Annotated in this window: 15 protein-coding genes; all 15 read left to right on the forward strand. The window is 68.6% G+C overall.

What is annotated here, in order from left to right; translation table 11 throughout:
- Positions 1-113 precede the first annotated feature (113 nt).
- The 15 genes from typA (at position 114) to AVW11_RS05150 (ending at position 17150) form a co-directional block, all read left to right on the forward strand.
- Positions 114-2018 carry a translational GTPase TypA gene (gene typA / locus AVW11_RS05080; protein ID WP_030853325.1) on the forward strand — a complete coding sequence of 635 codons (1905 nt, stop codon included), beginning with the start codon at positions 114-116 and terminating at the stop codon, positions 2016-2018.
- Positions 2019-2502: 484 nt separating this feature from the next.
- Positions 2503-4158, forward strand: coding sequence for a peptide ABC transporter substrate-binding protein (locus AVW11_RS05085; protein WP_225884924.1), 1656 nt, complete (start codon positions 2503-2505; stop codon positions 4156-4158).
- A 232-nt stretch (positions 4159-4390) separates the two neighbouring features.
- Positions 4391-5284 carry an ABC transporter permease gene (locus AVW11_RS05090; RefSeq protein WP_234331132.1) on the forward strand — a complete coding sequence of 298 codons (894 nt, stop codon included), beginning with the start codon at positions 4391-4393 and terminating at the stop codon, positions 5282-5284.
- A 23-nt stretch (positions 5285-5307) separates the two neighbouring features.
- Positions 5308-6231, forward strand: a complete 924-nt coding sequence (locus tag AVW11_RS05095) for an ABC transporter permease (protein ID WP_030962581.1) — start codon at positions 5308-5310, stop codon at positions 6229-6231.
- 9 nt (positions 6232-6240) lie between these two features.
- Complete coding sequence (locus tag AVW11_RS05100) at positions 6241-7332, forward strand: ABC transporter ATP-binding protein (RefSeq protein WP_078095022.1); 1092 nt, start codon at positions 6241-6243, stop codon at positions 7330-7332.
- A complete protein-coding gene (locus tag AVW11_RS05105; protein ID WP_030853340.1) occupies positions 7325-8377 on the forward strand; it encodes an ABC transporter ATP-binding protein in 1053 nt (350 codons plus the stop codon). The genes AVW11_RS05100 and AVW11_RS05105 overlap by 8 nt, the downstream gene beginning before the upstream one ends.
- Positions 8378-8513: 136 nt before the next feature.
- Complete coding sequence (locus AVW11_RS05110; RefSeq protein WP_076043377.1) at positions 8514-9440, forward strand: GNAT family N-acetyltransferase; 927 nt, start codon at positions 8514-8516, stop codon at positions 9438-9440.
- Between the two features lie 107 nt (positions 9441-9547).
- Positions 9548-11176, forward strand: a complete 1629-nt coding sequence (locus tag AVW11_RS05115) for a peptide ABC transporter substrate-binding protein (RefSeq protein WP_030853346.1) — start codon at positions 9548-9550, stop codon at positions 11174-11176.
- 70 nt (positions 11177-11246) lie between these two features.
- Positions 11247-12170 carry an ABC transporter permease gene (locus tag AVW11_RS05120; RefSeq protein WP_060176689.1) on the forward strand — a complete coding sequence of 308 codons (924 nt, stop codon included), beginning with the start codon at positions 11247-11249 and terminating at the stop codon, positions 12168-12170.
- Positions 12163-13182 carry an ABC transporter permease gene (locus AVW11_RS05125; RefSeq protein ID WP_030853352.1) on the forward strand — a complete coding sequence of 340 codons (1020 nt, stop codon included), beginning with the start codon at positions 12163-12165 and terminating at the stop codon, positions 13180-13182. Before AVW11_RS05120 ends, AVW11_RS05125 begins: the two co-directional genes overlap by 8 nt.
- 12 nt (positions 13183-13194) lie before the next feature.
- Entirely contained in the window at positions 13195-14178 is a 984-nt protein-coding gene (locus AVW11_RS05130) for an ABC transporter ATP-binding protein (RefSeq protein ID WP_030853355.1), read from the forward strand.
- Positions 14171-15235: an ABC transporter ATP-binding protein gene (locus tag AVW11_RS05135; protein WP_030853358.1), complete on the forward strand. Its 1065-nt coding sequence runs from the start codon at positions 14171-14173 to the stop codon at positions 15233-15235. Before AVW11_RS05130 ends, AVW11_RS05135 begins: the two co-directional genes overlap by 8 nt.
- A gap of 359 nt (positions 15236-15594) precedes the next feature.
- Positions 15595-15789 carry a hypothetical protein gene (locus AVW11_RS05140; RefSeq protein ID WP_030036986.1) on the forward strand — a complete coding sequence of 65 codons (195 nt, stop codon included), beginning with the start codon at positions 15595-15597 and terminating at the stop codon, positions 15787-15789.
- Positions 15790-15873: 84 nt separating this feature from the next.
- Positions 15874-16770, forward strand: a complete 897-nt coding sequence (gene mshB, locus AVW11_RS05145) for an N-acetyl-1-D-myo-inositol-2-amino-2-deoxy-alpha-D-glucopyranoside deacetylase (RefSeq protein ID WP_060176690.1) — start codon at positions 15874-15876, stop codon at positions 16768-16770.
- Positions 16767-17150, forward strand: coding sequence for a DUF6113 family protein (locus AVW11_RS05150; RefSeq protein WP_030853364.1), 384 nt, complete (start codon positions 16767-16769; stop codon positions 17148-17150). Before mshB ends, AVW11_RS05150 begins: the two co-directional genes overlap by 4 nt.
- Positions 17151-17184 lie beyond the last annotated feature (34 nt).

The following is a 17184-nucleotide window of genomic DNA, read 5'->3' on the forward strand; positions in this document are numbered from 1 at the left end:
GTTCCCGCCATTCGACGTACCATGGGGTAAGGCCGTGGCAGGTTTTCGCCCGGTCGAGGCGCGCGTGCCAGGCCGTACGTGACGCCATCCACGATCCCGGGAGAAGCGCCGAAGTGCCCACGCGCCACGACATCCGTAACGTCGCCATCGTCGCCCACGTCGACCATGGCAAGACGACCATCGTCGACGCCATGCTCAAGCAGGCCGGTGCCTTCGCCGCCCACCAGCAGCTCGACGACCGCATGATGGACTCGAACGACCTGGAGCGTGAGAAGGGCATCACGATCCTCGCCAAGAACACGGCGGTGAAGTATCACCCCAAGGACGGCGGGGCCCCGATCACGATCAACATCATCGACACCCCCGGCCACGCCGACTTCGGTGGCGAGGTCGAGCGCGGTCTGTCGATGGTCGACGCCGTCGTCCTGCTGGTGGACGCCTCCGAGGGTCCGCTCCCCCAGACCCGCTTCGTGCTGCGCAAGGCGCTCCAGCAGCGGAAGCCGGTCATTCTCTGCATCAACAAGACGGACCGCCCGGACTCCCGGATCGACGAGGTCGTCAACGAGACCTACGACCTCTTCCTGGACCTGGACGCCGACGAGGACCAGATCGAGTTCCCGATCGTCTACGCCTGCGGCCGTGACGGCATCGCCTCGCTGACCAAGCCGGAGGACGGCACCGTCCCCGCGGACAGCGAGAACCTGGAGCCGTTCTTCTCCACCATCCTGGAGCACGTCCCGGCCCCGGTGTACGACGAGGAGGCCCCCCTCCAGGCGCACGTCACCAACCTGGACGCCGACAACTTCCTCGGCCGTATCGCGCTGCTGCGCGTCGAGCAGGGCGAGCTGCGCAAGGGCCAGACCGTCGCGTGGATCAAGCGTGACGGCTCGATCTCGAACGTCCGCATCACCGAGCTGATGATGACCGAGGCGCTCACCCGCAAGCCGGCCGAGGTCGCCGGCCCCGGTGACATCTGCGCGGTCGCCGGTATCCCCGAGATCATGATCGGTGAGACCCTGGCCGACCCGGAGAACCCGATCGCCCTGCCGCTCATCACGGTGGACGAGCCGGCCATCTCCATGGTCATCGGCACCAACACCTCCCCGATGGTCGGCCGCGGCGGCTCCGGCAAGGGCGCGGACGCCAAGGCCGCGGTCAAGGACCGCAAGGTCACCGCCCGTCAGGTCAAGGACCGCCTGGACCGTGAGCTGATCGGCAACGTCTCGCTGCGCGTGCTCGACACCGAGCGCCCGGACGCCTGGGAGGTCCAGGGCCGCGGTGAGCTCGCGCTGGCGATCCTCGTCGAGCAGATGCGCCGCGAGGGCTTCGAGCTGACCATCGGCAAGCCGCAGGTCGTCACCAAGGAGGTCGACGGCAAGACCTACGAGCCGGTCGAGCGCATGACGATCGACGTGCCCGAGGAGCACATGGGCGCCGTCACCCAGCTCATGGGCGTCCGCAAGGGCCGCATGGACAACATGTCGAACCACGGCTCCGGCTGGGTCCGCATGGAGTTCGTCGTCCCGTCCCGCGGCCTCATCGGCTTCCGTACGGAGTTCCTGACGCAGACCCGCGGCACCGGCATCGGCCACTCGATCCACGAGGGCCACGAGCCGTGGTTCGGCCAGCTGGTCACCCGTAACAACGGCTCCCTGGTCGCCGACCGCGCCGGTGCGGTCACCGCGTTCGCGATGACCAACCTCCAGGAGCGCGGCGTGCTGTTCACCGACCCCGGCACCGAGGTGTACGAGGGCATGATCGTCGGCGAGAACTCCCGCGCCGACGACATGGACGTGAACATCACCAAGGAGAAGAAGCTCACCAACATGCGCTCCTCCTCCGCCGACAGCTTCGAGGCGATCGTCCCGCCGCGCAAGCTCTCCCTGGAGCAGTCCCTGGAGTTCTGCCGCGACGACGAGTGCGTCGAGGTGACCCCGGAGGCGGTCCGCATCCGCAAGGTCGTGCTGGACCAGAAGGAGCGCTCGCGCACCGCGTCGCGCGCCAAGTCCGCCAAGTAGCAGCCGCGTTCAGGCCGCACGTCCGGGGTGCACCCTGACGTGCGGCCGCGGCGGNNNCGCGGCGGCCGTAGCCGGCCGCCGGGGTGCGGGAAGACAGCAGCCCCTTCCGTCACGGACTCCGTGGCGGAGGGGGCTGTTCGCTTCTGTCAAGCGGATTTTTGCGTTCAGGTGTCCGCATACCGACCGTGACACTCCGGATGATGAGCTAACCGTCCGTTTCGCACGTGTCTGTTCCCTATCCGTTTGTCCGGATTTCGGGTTTCTGCCGCGGATCGATGTTGTGAAAACGAGACCACTTAAGTGTGGTTTACGGCCTGGCGGTACTTGAGGATGGCTCCATTGAGCTCGGGTCAATGGGTCACGCGATGTGGGGATCGCGCCGACTCACGAGCACACTATGGGCAGGAAACCACTCGCCGTCAGGGGTGTCGGCGAGGTTTTCATGCCCCTCAAGTCGATCAGTGGACTCATGAGGAGGAAACCCATGCGCGGTGCCAAGAGCGCCAAGTGGGTCGTGGGCGCGGTTGTCGTCGCCCTGGCCGCTACCGCCTGTGGCGGCGGTGACGGTGACAGCAAGGACAAGGGCAGCGCTGCCGGCGGCGGTACGTTCCGCCTGGGCAGCACGGAGCCGGACACCATCGACCCGGGGCGCGCCCACGAGTCCACGGGCATCCTGCTGTCGAACGCCCTGTTCACCGGCCTGTACTCGAACACGCCGGACGGCCTGGCCGAGCCCGCGCTGGCCGAGTCGGCGAGCTCGGACGAGGGCTGCACGTCCTGGACCTTCAAGGTCAAGCCGGACACCAAGTTCTCCAACGGCGAGGTCGTCGACGCCGAGGCGTTCGCCCGCGGTTGGGCGCGTGCCGCGCACAAGGCCGCCGCGTCCGACGTGGCGTACCACCTTGCCGGCATCAAGGGCTACGAGCAGCTGCAGGACGGCTCTGCCAAGACCTTCTCCGGTGTCACCACCCCGGACCCGCACACCATCAAGGTCGACCTCTCCAAGGCCGACTGCGAGTTCGTGCTGAAGACGGCGCACACCGCCTACAGCCCGGTCCCGAAGGTCGCCAAGGTCGGCGAAGAGGACAAGGCGTTCGGCGAGGCCCCCATCGGCAACGGCCCGTTCAAGATGGACGGCAGCTGGGAGCACAACAAGGCCATCAACCTCGTCCGCAACGACGACTACGGCCTGACGAAGGCGAAGCTGGACAAGGTCCAGGTCACCCTCCTCAACGACAAGACCGCGCACCAGCTCGAGTACGACGGCTTCCAGGCCGGCACCTTCGACTACGCGCACATCCCGACGCCGATGCTGAAGACGGCCGAGGCGAAGTTCAAGCCGCAGAACAAGTGGTTCGCCAAGGACACCAACGGCATGAACTACGTTCTGCCGATCGGTGACAACGGCCCGACCAACAGCAAGGACGCCCGTCTGGCGATCTCCTACGCGATCGACCGCCAGGCCATCGCCAAGGGTGTCTTCCAGGGCTTCCAGACCCCGTCGACGACCATCGTGCCGCCGGCGTTCCCGAAGGCCTACCAGAAGGACCTGTGCACCTCCTGCGTCAAGCAGGACGTCGCCAAGGCCAAGGAGCACGCCGAGAAGGCGGGCCTGAAGCCGGGTACCGAGATCAAGTTCTCCTTCAACACCGGTGCGGGCCACGAAGAGTGGGTCCAGGCCGTCGCGCGTCAGCTCGAGGACGTCCTCGGCCTGAAGGTCAAGCTGGACGGCAAGGACTTCCCGGGTCTGCTCAAGGAGCAGCAGGGTGCCACCGCCAGCGGCATCTACCGCTTCGCGTGGGGTGCGGACTACCCGACCCCGGAGAACTTCCTCTTCCCGCTGCTGCACTCGACGTCGATGAACAAGGACGCCGAGGGCAACGTGGTCGGTGACAACCGCGCCCGTTACAACAACCCCGAGTTCGACAAGCTCGTCGACACGGCCCGCGCCACCAAGGACGAGGCCGCGCGCATCGCGCTGTACAAGCAGGCCGAGAAGATCGCCATGGAGGACATGGCCCTCATCCCGACCTTCAACCGTTCCCAGTTCCGCCTGATGGCGACCGACAAGTTCAACGGTCTGGACGACATCAACTTCAACGAGGACCCGATCCTCGAGAAGATCTCGCTCAAGAAGTAATCGGTTCGGACGGTATATCCGTCAGGAGCGAACGTGCCGCGGCCCCCGGGTGACCGGTGGGCCGCGGCCCCGCTCGGCAGGCCGTTTTTACTTCGGCACCCCTCACATCCGCGGGCAATCCCCGCCGGCCGAGAGCCGGCCCGTTTCCATGGGCCGGAGGCCGCTGCTCCCAGAAGCGGCCAGGTAGAGAGGCACAAACATGGGAAGGTACGTCGCCCGTCGCCTCGGGCAGATGGTCATAGTCCTCATCGGCGCGACCATGGTTCTGTTCGCTTGTCTTTTCGTTCTCCCCGGTGACCCCGTGGGCTCGATCGCAGGCAGCGACAAGGCTCGTGACCCAGCGGTGGTCGCGGAGCTCAAGGCGCGTTACGGGCTCGACAAGTCGCTGCCCGAGCAGTATGTGAACTACGTGTCGAAGGTCGCGACCGGAGACCTCGGCGAGGACTTCATCCAGCGCCGCGAGGTGTCCGAGATCCTCGGCCCCAAGCTGGCGAACACCGCGAAGCTGGCCCTGCTGGCCATCGCTCTCGTCACGGTGTTCGGTATGGGTGTCGGCATCATCGCCGCCCTGTACAGATACAGCATCTTGGACATGGCCACGACATTCTTTACGACCATGGCGGTGGGATTCCCAACGTTCGTGATCGGCATGCTGCTCATGAAGTGGTTCGCGGTCGAACTGCAATGGTTCCCGCAGCTCGGTGGAGACAAGCTCGAAGGCATGGTTCTTCCCGCAGTCACCCTCGCCATCACCGACATCGCGTTCGTCGCCCGCCTCACCCGCGGCACGATGCTCGAGGTGCTGCGCGCCGACTACGTGAAGACCGCCGTGGCCAAGGGACTTCCGCGCCGTCGCGTGCTCTTCAAGCACGTGCTCCGCAACTCGTCCATCCCGGTCGTCACCTACCTGGGCATTTCGTTCGGCGCACTTCTCGGTGGCGCGCTCATCACCGAGGCGATCTTCAACTGGGACGGTGTCGGTCTGGCACTGGTTCAGGCGATCCAGCAGCAGAACAACCCGATCGTGATCGGCGTGGTGACCTACAGCGTCGCCATCTTCGTCGTCCTCAGCCTCATCGTGGACCTGCTGTACGCGGCCCTCGACCCGCGTATCCGCCTCAGCTGACCGCCCCCAAGGAGGATTTCCTCATGTCTGAGCTCGTCAAGAGCCCGGCGATCGGGGACGAGAGCCCCGTCCCGGCCACCCCGGCCGCCCCCGAAGCAACCCCCAAGCAGCTCACCCAGTGGGGCGAGATCCGCCACCGCTTCGTCCAGAACAAGCTGGCCGTCGTCGGTCTCGTGATCATCTCCCTGCTGTTCATCACCGCGATCTTCGGCAGCATGTTCACGCCGTACGATCCCGGCGCGCAGGACCTGGAGAACACCCTCGCGTCGCCCAACGCCGCGCACTGGATGGGCACCGACGCCCTGGGCCGCGACATGTTCTCGCGCCTCATAGCCGGTACCCGCGTGGCCATGTTCGTCGGCCTCGCCTCGATCTTCTTCGCCGTGCTGATCGGTGTCGCCCTCGGCGCCATCGCCGGCTACTTCGCCGGCTTCGCCGACACCCTCGTCATGCGCATCGCGGACGTCTTCCTCGCGTTCCCGCTGATGATCGGCGCCGTCGTCATCATCCTGGTCACCGGCCGCGGCATCACCCCGGTGATCATCTCGCTCGCGGTCTTCTCGTGGGCGACCGTCTCGCGACTACTGCGCAGCTCGATCCTGTCGGTGCGCGAGATGGACTACGTCCACGCGGCCAAGGCGCTCGGCGCCAGCGGCGGCCGGATCGTCCGCACGCACATCCTGCCCAACTCGCTGACCCCGGTCCTGGTCTACGCGACGTTCAACGTCGGTACCACGATCATCGGCGTCGCGGCCCTCTCCTTCCTCGGCGCCGGTGTCCCGGTCGACGTTCCGGAGTGGGGCAACATGCTGGCGGCCGGTCAGGCCTTCATCGGCGTCCACGACTACCTGTGGCTGTACCCGAGCTTCTTCGTGGTCGTCACCGTGCTCGGCTTCGCCTTCGTCGGTGACGGCCTGCGCGACGCGCTCGACCCGAAGCTGCGGTAGGGCCGCCCGATGCTCCGAGACAACATCAGCAAGCAGGACGAAGGTGGCGGCGTGACGACGTCGGAGATTCTCAGCGTTGCGGAGACGGGCGGCGGGTCCGCCGTGCCGCTGCTGGAGGTGGACAACCTCCAGGTCGAGTTCAAGACCCGTGACGGGGTCGCCAAGGCCGTCAACGGCGTGAGCTACAGCGTGAGCGCCGGCGAGACCCTCGCCGTGCTCGGCGAGTCCGGCTCCGGCAAGTCGGTCACCGCGCAGGCGATCATGGGCATCCTCGACAGCCCGCCCGGGCGCGTCGCGGGCGGCGAGGTGCGCTTCCACGGCCGGGACATCCTCAAGATGTCCGACGAGGAGCGCCGCAAGCTCCGCGGCGACAAGATGGCGATGATCTTCCAGGACGCGCTGTCCTCCCTGAACCCGGTCTACTCGGTGGGCGACCAGCTCGGCGAGATGTTCCGGGTCCACCGCGGCATGTCCAAGAAGGACTCGAAGGCCAAGGCCATCGAGCTCATGGACCGCGTGAAGATCCCCGCCGCCAAGGCGCGCGTGGGCGACTACCCGCACCAGTTCTCCGGCGGTATGCGCCAGCGCATCATGATCGCCATGGCGCTGGCCCTCGAGCCGGACCTGATCATCGCCGACGAGCCCACCACGGCTCTCGACGTGACCGTCCAGGCCCAGGTCATGGACCTGCTCGCGGAGCTCCAGCGCGAGATGAACATGGGTCTGATCCTGATCACCCACGACCTCGGCGTCGTCGCCGACGTCGCGGACAAGATCGCGGTCATGTACGCGGGCCGGATCGTCGAGACCGCTCCGGTCCACGAGATCTACAAGCGCCCCTCGCACCCGTACACCCGGGGTCTGCTGGACTCGATCCCGCGCCTGGACCAGAAGGGCCAGGAGCTCTACGCGATCAAGGGCCTGCCGCCCAACCTGCTCCGCATCCCGGCGGGCTGTGCCTTCAGCCCCCGGTGCCCCAAGGCGCAGGACATCTGCCGTACGGAGATCCCGGCCCTGCACCCGGTCACCGAGCTGGACGGCACCGAACTGCCCGGCCGCGGGAGCGCGTGCCACTTCTGGAAGGACCAGATCCATGGCTGAGCTCAGCAAGACGACCACCGAGCGCGAGCCGATCCTCCAGGTCCGCAACCTGGTCAAGCACTTCCCGCTGACCCAGGGCATCCTCTTCAAGAAGCAGGTCGGCGCGGTCAAGGCCGTCGACGGCGTGTCCTTCGACCTGTACCAGGGCGAGACCCTCGGCATCGTGGGCGAGTCCGGCTGTGGCAAGTCCACGGTCGCCAAGCTCCTGATGAACCTGGAGCGGGCCACCGCCGGCGAGGTCTTCTACAAGGGCCAGGACATCACCAAGCTGTCCGGCCGTGCGCTGAAGGCCGTCCGCCGCAACATCCAGATGGTGTTCCAGGACCCATACACCTCGCTGAACCCGCGCATGACGGTCGGCGACATCATCGGGGAGACCTTCGAGATCCACCCCGAGGTGGCCCCGAAGGGCGACCGGCGCCGCAAGGTCCAGGAACTCCTGGACGTGGTGGGCCTGAACCCCGAGTACATCAACCGCTACCCGCACCAGTTCTCCGGCGGCCAGCGCCAGCGCATCGGCATCGCCCGCGGCCTCGCGCTCAACCCGGAGATCATCATCTGCGACGAGCCGGTCTCCGCGCTCGACGTGTCGGTGCAGGCGCAGGTCATCAACCTGATGGAGAAGCTCCAGGACGAGTTCAACCTCTCCTACATCTTCATCGCGCACGACCTGTCGATCGTCCGGCACATCTCGGACCGCGTCGGCGTCATGTACCTCGGCAAGATGGCCGAGATCGGCACCGACGCGCAGATCTACGACCACCCGACGCACCCCTACACGCAGGCGCTGCTGTCGGCGGTCCCGGTCCCGGACCCCGAGGTCCGCGAGTCCCGCGAGCGCATCATCCTCACCGGTGACGTACCGTCCCCGGCCAACCCGCCGTCGGGCTGCCGCTTCCGCACCCGCTGCTGGAAGGCCCAGGACAAGTGCTCCACCGAGGAGCCGCTGCTGGCGATCCCGGAGCGCTTCAAGGGCGTCGACACCCCGGCGGCGCACGAGTCCGCGTGCCACTTCGCCGAGGAGAAGGCCATCCTGGCCGTCTGATCCGCGCACGCTCGAAACGGCCGGTCCCCGGCGCCCCACGGCGTCGGGGACCGGCCGTTCGCCGTATCCGGTGTGGTGCGCCCCGCCCCGCGGAAACCGGTTGCGACCCGGGGATCGCGGGCCCGAGAGTGACGCAATGACCATCACCGTACGGCCCGCCGGCCCCGGGGACGCGCCTGACATCTGCGCCCTGCTCAACGCCGTCGACATGATCGAGATCGGTCGGCCCGAAACCGACCTCGGCACCGTCGAGTCCGACCTCAACGCCCCCGACGTGGACCTCGCCACCGACTCCTGGCTGGCCTTCGAGGACGGCCGGCTCGTCGCCTACGCCCTCGTCTGGGCGGACTCCGGGCCGGGCCGGGTCGACGCCGACCACTACGTACTGCCCGGGCACCACGAGGCCGCGGTCCTGCTGCTGGAGCGCATGGAGGACCGGGCCCGCGAGATCAACGCCGGGCCGGGAGTCCTGCGGCTCCAGCTCAACGTGGAACCCACCCTCGACCTCGCCCTCCTCTCGGGACGCGGCTACCGCACCATCCGCCGCTACCAGGTCATGACCCGGTTCCTGTCCGGGACGGCCGACCTCGCGCCCGCCCCGCCCGCGGGGCTCGCCCTGCGCCACTGCGGCGACGACGAGGCCGACCGCCACCGCGTCCACGCCCTGGTCGAGAAGACCTTCGCCGACCACTTCGGCCATGTGGACCGCCCGTACGAGACCTGGCTGGACCACATCGAGGGCCGCGGGCTCGACTGGTCGCTGGTGTGGATCGCGAGCCTGCCCGGCGAGGGCGACGTGGCCGTGCTGCTCACCCGGGACGACCGCACGAGCATGGCCTGGATCAGCCACATAGGTGTCACCAAGGACGTGCGCGGCCGGGGCGTCGGCGGATTCCTGCTGCGCCACGCCTTCGCCGCCTACGCGGCGCGCGGCCGCGACACCATCGGCCTCGGCGTGGACACCCACAACGCGACCGGCGCACTCGCGCTCTACGAGGCGCACGGCATGGCCCTGCACTACGGCGTCGACGCCTGGGAGCTGGCTTTGCACCCCCAGGGGTGACAGGGGCGGGACGCGCGGGTGCAATCGGTCCAACCATGCGTGTGCGACACCCCTCATAGGGTGACATTGGCCCCTAAGTGAGTCTTGGGAGCCATAGGAGGCACTCGATGCGCGGAGCCACCCACGCCAAGTGGGCCGCATGTGCGGTGGCCGTCGCCCTCGCGGCGACGGCCTGCGGCGGCGGGAGCGACAGCGGCGGGGGCGGCGAGGCGGGAATCATCAGCTCGTCGTGGGGCGACCCGCAGAACCCGCTGGAGCCCGCCAACACCAACGAGGTGCAGGGCGGCAAGGTCCTCGACATGCTCTTCCGCGGCCTCAAGCGCTACGACCCCGAGACCGGCGAGGCCAAGAACATGCTCGCCGAGTCCATCCAGACGACGGACAGCAAGAACTTCACCATCACGCTGAAGGACGGCTGGAAGTTCAGCAACGACGAGCCGGTCACCGCGCAGTCCTTCGTGGACGCCTGGAACTACGGCGCGGACGTGCGCAACAAGCAGAACAACTCGCCGTTCTTCTCCGACATCGTCGGCTACGACGACGTGCACCCGGCGTCCGGCGAACCCAAGGCCAAGACGATGTCCGGACTGGTCGTCAAGGATCCCAAGACCTTCACCGTCGCCCTCAAGGACACGTTCTCCACCTGGCCGGAGACCCTCGGCTACCAGGCCTTCTCCCCGCTGCCCAAGGCCTTCTTCACCGACCACACCGCCTGGCTGGACAAGCCGGTCGGCAACGGCCCGTACACGGTGGACTCGTACACCAAGGGCACCGGCATGAAGCTGCGCAAGTGGGACGCGTACCCCGGCGAGGACAAGGCGCAGAACGGCGGTGTGGACCTGAAGGTCTACACCGACAACAACACCGCCTACACCGACCTGATCTCCGGCAACCTCGACCTCGTCGACGACGTCCCGGCGCAGCAGCTGAAGAACGTCCGAAACGACCTCGGCGACCGGTACATCAACCAGCCGGCCCTCATCATCCAGACCCTCACCTTCCCGCTGTACGACCCGCAGTGGAGCAAGCCGGGCATGGAGAAGGTCCGCCAGGGGATCTCGCGGGCCATCAACCGCGACGAGATCACCAAGCAGATCTTCCGGGAGACCCGCACCCCCGCCAAGGACTGGACCTCGCCGGCCCTCGGCGAGAAGGGCGGCTTCTCCGCCACCGTCTGCGGCGACGCCTGCGTCTACGACCCGGCCGAGGCCAAGAAGCTCATCCAGGAGGGCGGCGGGCTGCCGGGCGGCAAGGTCACGCTGACCTCCAACGTGGACACCGGCTCGCACCGGGACTGGATGGACGCCGTCTGCAACAGCGTCAACAACGCGCTGGGGGAGGGCCCGGTCTGCACGGTCAACCCGGTCGGCACCTTCGCCGACTTCCGCAACCAGCAGAGCAGCTACAAGCTGACCGGCCCCTTCCGTTCCGGCTGGCAGGCCGACTACCCGCTGATCCAGAACTTCCTGCAGCCGCTCTACTACACCGGCGCGTCCTCCAACTACGGGAAGTTCAGCAACAAGCAGTTCGACGACCTCGTCGACCAGGCGAACCGGGAGAGCGACCCGGCGAAGGCCATCGCCGCCTTCCAGGAGTCGGAGAAGATCCTCGCCGAGCAGATGCCGTCCATCCCGCTCTGGTACCAGAACGGCAGCGCCGGCTACTCCGAGCGCCTCGAGGACGTCGCCCTCAACCAGTTCAGCGTCCCGGTCTACGACCAGATCAAGGTGATCTGACCCCCACCAGGATCCCGGCCCCCCGCCCCGCGGGGGGCCGGCCGCGCCCGCCAACAGCATGGAGCACTCCATGGGACGTTATGTGATCCGGCGGCTGCTCCAGATGATCCCGGTGTTCATCGGCAGCACGTTCCTGATCTTCTTCATGGTGTACGCGCTCGGTGACCCGGTCGCGGCCCTCTTCGGCGACAAGGCCCCCGACCCCGCCACCGCCGCCCGCATCCGCAAGGACCTCTACCTCGACCAACCCCTGTGGAAGCAGTACCTCCACTACATGGGCGCGATCTTCCAGGGCGACTTCGGCACCGCCTTCAACGGACAGTCCGTCACCGAGCTGATGGCCGGCGCCTTCCCCGTCACCCTGCGCCTGACCCTGGTCGCGATCTTCTTCGAGATCGTCATCGGCATCACCCTCGGCGTGATCAGCGGCCTGCGCCGCGGCCGGACCGTCGACACCTCCGTGCTCGTGCTCACCCTCGTGGTCATCTCGGTGCCCACCTTCGTGACGGGCTACCTCCTGCAATACCTCTTCGGCGTCAAATGGGGCTGGGTGCGGCCCACCGTCTCCCCGGACGCCCCGCTGAACGAGCTGATCCTGCCCGGCATCGTCCTCGCGCTGGTCTCCCTCGCGTACGTCACGCGCCTGTCGCGCACCTCCATCGCCGAGAACGTCAAGGCCGACTACGTCCGCACCGCCACCGCCAAGGGCCTGCCGCGCAGCCGCGTCGTCACCCGCCACCTGCTGCGCAACTCGCTGATCCCGGTGGTCACCTTCATCGGGACCGACATCGGCGCCCTGATGGGCGGCGCCATCGTCACCGAGCGGATCTTCAACATCCACGGCGTCGGCTACCAGCTCTACCAGGGCATCCTGCGCAACAACTCGCCCACGGTCGTCGGCTTCGTGACCATCCTCGTCATCGTCTTCCTGCTGGCGAACCTGCTCGTCGACCTGCTCTACGCGGTCCTGGACCCGAGGATCCGTTATGCCTGATCCCGAGCGCCCCGAACCCGCCGGCTACGACCCGGTCGGGCCCCGCCCGAAGGAGGCGGTCTCACCCACGGGCCAAGGGGGACCCATGGATCTCGCGCTGGACGAGGCCGAGAGCGTCGAAGGCATCGAGAAGACCGCCGGACCGGGCGCCGGCGGCCCCCGCGAGCGGCCCCGCTCCCTGTGGTCCGACGCCTGGCACCAACTGCGCCGCAACCCCGTCTTCGTCATCTCCGCAGCTCTCATCCTCTTCCTCGTCGTCATCTCGATCTGGCCGCAGCTCATCGCGAGCGGCGACCCCCTGCAGTGCGACCTCGCCAAGTCCCAGCAGGGCTCCGCCCCCGGCCACCCCTTCGGCTACGACACCCAGGGCTGCGACGTCTACACCCGCACCGTCTACGGAGCCCGCGCCTCCATCACCGTCGGCGTCTGCGCCACCCTCGGCGCCGCCCTGCTCGGCTCCGCCCTCGGCGGCCTCGCCGGCTTCTTCGGCGGCTGGGGGGACTCCCTGCTCTCCCGGGTCGCCGACATCTTCTTCGGCATCCCCGTCGTGCTCGGCGGCCTGGTGTTCCTCTCGGTCGTCACCAGCACCACCGTCTGGCCCGTCGTCGGATTCATCGTGCTCCTGGGCTGGCCGCAGATCGCCCGCATCGCCCGCGGCTCGGTGATCACCGCCAAGCAGAACGACTACGTCCAAGCGGCCCGGGCCCTGGGCGCCGGCAACGCCCGGATGCTGCTGCGGCACGTGGCGCCCAACGCCGTCGCGCCCGTCATCGTCGTCGCCACGATCGCGCTCGGCACGTACATCGCCCTGGAGGCGACCTTGTCCTTCCTCGGCGTCGGCCTGCGCCCGCCCACCGTCTCCTGGGGCATCGACATCTCCAACGCGGCCTCGCAGATCCGCAACGCCCCGCACATGCTGCTGTGGCCCGCGGGCGCGCTGAGCATCACGGTGCTCGCCTTCATCATGCTCGGCGACGCGGTGCGCGACGCCCTCGACCCCAAGCTGCGCTGAGGAGCCCCGCACATGCTGCTCGAGGTCCGAGACCTGCACGTGGAATTCAAGACGCGCGACGGAGTCGCGAAGGCGGTCAACGGGGTCGCCTACGCGGTGGACGCGGGCGAGACGCTGGCCGTGCTCGGCGAGTCCGGCTCCGGCAAGTCCGTGACCGCCCAGGCCGTGATGGGGATCCTGGACGTGCCGCCGGGCCGGATCGCCGGCGGCGAGATCCTCTTCAAGGGCCGCGACCTGCTGAAGATGAAGGAGGACGAGCGGCGCCGGATCCGCGGCGCCGAGATGGCGATGATCTTCCAGGACGCGCTGTCCTCCCTCAACCCGGTGCTGACCGTCGGCAAACAGCTCGGCGAGATGTACGAGGTCCACCGCGGGATGTCCCGCAAGGACGCCCGGGCCAAGGCCGTCGAGCTGATGGACCGGGTGAGGATCCCCGCGGCGAAACAGCGCGTGGGGGACTACCCGCACCAGTTCTCCGGCGGCATGCGCCAGCGCATCATGATCGCCATGGCGCTGGCCCTGGAGCCCTCGCTGATCATCGCCGACGAGCCGACGACGGCCCTGGACGTCACCGTCCAGGCGCAGGTGATGGACCTGCTCGCCGAGCTCCAGCGGGAGTTCAACATGGGCCTCATCCTGATCACCCACGACCTCGGCGTGGTCGCCGACGTCGCAGACAAGATCGCGGTCATGTACGCGGGCCGGATCGTCGAGGCGGCCCCCGTCCACGAGATCTACAAGGCGCCCGCGCACCCGTACACGCGCGGCCTGCTCGACTCCATCCCGCGCCTGGACCAGAAGGGCCAGGAGCTCTACGCCATCAAGGGCCTGCCCCCCAACCTGCTCCGCATCCCGCCCGGCTGCGCCTTCAACCCGCGCTGCCCGATGGCGCGGGAGGTGTGCCGCAGCGACGTCCCGCCGCTGTACCCGGTGACCGAGTCGCCCGTCGCGCGGGCCAGCGCCTGCCACTTCTGGAAGGAGTGCCTCCATGGCTGAGCCCCTTCTTGAGGTGAAGGACCTGGTCAAGCACTACCCGCTGACCCAGGGCATCCTCTTCAGGAAGCAGGTCGGCGCGGTCAAGGCCGTCGACGGGGTCTCCTTCGGCCTGCACGCCGGGGAGACCCTGGGCATCGTGGGGGAGTCCGGCTGCGGCAAGTCCACCGTCGCCAGGATGCTGGTCAACCTGGAACGGCCGACCGCCGGTTCGATCGCGTACAAGGGCGAGGACATCAGCCGGCTGTCCGGGCGGGCGCTGAAGGCCGTCCGCCGCAACATCCAAATGGTGTTCCAGGACCCGTACACCTCGCTGAACCCGCGCATGACGGTCGGCGACATCATCGGAGAGCCGTACGAGATCCATCCCGAGGTGGCCCCGAAGGGCGACCGGCGCCGCAGGGTCCAGGAGCTCCTGGACGTGGTGGGCCTGAACCCGGAGTACATCAACCGCTACCCGCACCAGTTCTCCGGCGGCCAGCGCCAGCGCATCGGCATCGCCCGCGGCCTGGCCCTCCAGCCGGAGATCATCGTCGCCGACGAGCCGGTCTCCGCCCTGGACGTCTCCGTCCAGGCGCAGGTCGTCAACCTGCTGGAGAAGCTCCAGGACGAGTTCGACCTGTCCTACGTCTTCATCGCGCACGACCTGTCGATCGTCCGGCACATCTCCGACCGGGTCGGCGTCATGTACCTCGGCCGGGTCGTCGAGATCGGCACCGACACCGAGATCTACGAGCACCCGACCCACCCGTACACGCAGGCGCTGCTTTCGGCCGTGCCGGTCCCCGACCCGCAGGCCCGTGCCCACCGCGAGCGGATCATCCTCTCCGGTGACGTCCCCTCCCCGGCCGATCCGCCCTCGGGCTGCCGCTTCCGCACCCGCTGCTGGAAGGCCCGGGACCGCTGCGCGGCCGAGGTTCCGCTGCTGGCGGTTCCCGAGGTGTTCCCCTCCGGCCCGGCGGCGCATCCTTCGGCGTGCCACTTCGCGGCGGAGAAGCGGGTGGTCCCGCACGTGCCGCCGGAAGGGCCCGGCGGAGGCGCGGAGCAGGACACGGACTGAGACGGTTTATCCACAGACCGGCGATTTCCGGCCACCCGTCATGTGCCGGCTGCAGGAGCGGCGCGACGGCCCAACACGGTTTACCTGAGGGCAACTTGACCGTTTCTGCCCCGAGATCTGGGGCATGCAGCCTGGGTGCCGTGCGGCCGTGCGGGTGCCGACAGCCGGCCGGGGGGCGCAATCGCTCCCCGGCCGGCCTTTCCGTGACCCCGCACATGCGCGGCATGCGCCCCTCGTGCTGCCGGATTTCGATCGATGCGCTGGCACGGATAGTTATGATCCGTAGCGCACGGTGGGTATGACTCTCGCCGAGCACGAATGCGCGTACCGATGTCCGCTCGACGTGGAGGTGAAACGCCGTGGCACTCTCGATCTCTGCCGTGGTGCTGCTGGCGATCATCGTTTTCCTGCTGGTCCGCCGCGCGGGCCTGAAGGCGGGACACGCGGTGGTCTGTGTGCTGCTCGGCTTCTACCTGGCGAGTTCCACCATCGCCCCGACCCTCAGTCAGCTCACCTCGAACGTGGCGAGCATGATCAGCGGCATCAAGTTCTAGGGCGCGCCCCGACGTCCGCGCCGGGGCCCGCCGGGCAGGGCGGGCGGGCCGGGGCCGGCGCGGGGCACCCCCTACGCTAGGCCCATGAACGGTCTTCCCGCCCGTCGTCTGCTCTTCGTGCACGCGCACCCCGACGACGAGTCGATCAACAACGGCGTCACCATGGCCAAGTACGCGGCCCAGGGCGCCCACGTCGCGTTGGTGACCTGCACCCTGGGCGAGGAGGGCGAGGTCATCCCGCCCGGCCTCGCCCATCTGGCGGCCGACCGCGACGACGCCCTCGGCGCCCACCGGATCGGCGAGCTCGCCGCCGCCATGGCCGAACTGGGCGTCCACGACCACCGGTTCCTCGGCGGCCCCGGCCGCTTCCGGGACTCCGGGATGATGGGCGCCCCGCAGAACCGCCGCCCGGAGGCCTTCTGGTCCGCCGACGTGGACGAGGCCGCCGCGTACCTCGTGGAGGTGATCCGGGAGCTGCGCCCGCAGGTGCTCGTCACCTACGACCCGGACGGCGGCTACGGGCACCCCGACCACATCCAGGCCCACCGCGTCGCCATGCGCGCCGCCGAACTGGCCGCGGAGAGCGCGTACCGGCGCGACCTGGGCGACCCCCACACGATCGGGAAGATCTACTGGAACCGCGTCCCGCTCTCGGTGGTCGAGGAGGGCTTCGCGCGGCTGGCCGCCGCCGGGGCCGAGGTGTCCTTCCCGGGGCTCGCCTCGCCCGAGGACGTGCCGGGGGTCGTCGACGACGGGCGGATCACCGCCGAGATCGACGCCGACGAGGCCCTCGTCGCGGCCAAGACCGCCGCGATGCGCGCCCATGCCACCCAGATCGCCGTGGACGGGACCTTCTTCGCCCTCTCCAACGACCTGGCGCAGCCGCTGTTCGCGCGCGAATACTACGAACTGGTCGAGGGCCGGCCGGGCGCCGCGGCGGGCGAGCGCGAACACGACCTCTTCGCGGGGGTTGAGGCGTGACCGGCACCCTGACGGCGGGCCGGATCGCCGGCTGCCTGGGCCTGCTGGTGCTGGGCGCCCTGACCGGCGTGGCCGGCTGGCTCGTCGTGGACCTGTGGTTCCCCGGCGGGCTGCTGCTCGCGCTGCTGGCCCTCTTCGGCCTGTTCCTCGGCGGCCGGATCGCCCTCGGGACCGCCCTCGGGGTGGGCGGCGGCGCCGTCGGCTGGTTCCTCGCCTACGTGATGCTCGGTGTCCCGCGCCCCGAGGGGGACTTCCTCCTCAGTTCGTCCGGAATCGGCATGTACGCCTACCTTTTGGGTGGAACGGTGCTGGCTGTGATGTGTGCCACGGTCAGCCTTCCGGCCGATCGGCAGGTTTCGGCCTCCCGGCCCGTCAAGTGACGTGGTGTCGGACCTCGTAGGGAGTCCGGCCCCG

Origin of the sequence: Streptomyces amritsarensis (genome assembly GCF_001953875.1) — a bacterium.
GTDB lineage: Bacteria > Actinomycetota > Actinomycetes > Streptomycetales > Streptomycetaceae > Streptomyces > Streptomyces amritsarensis.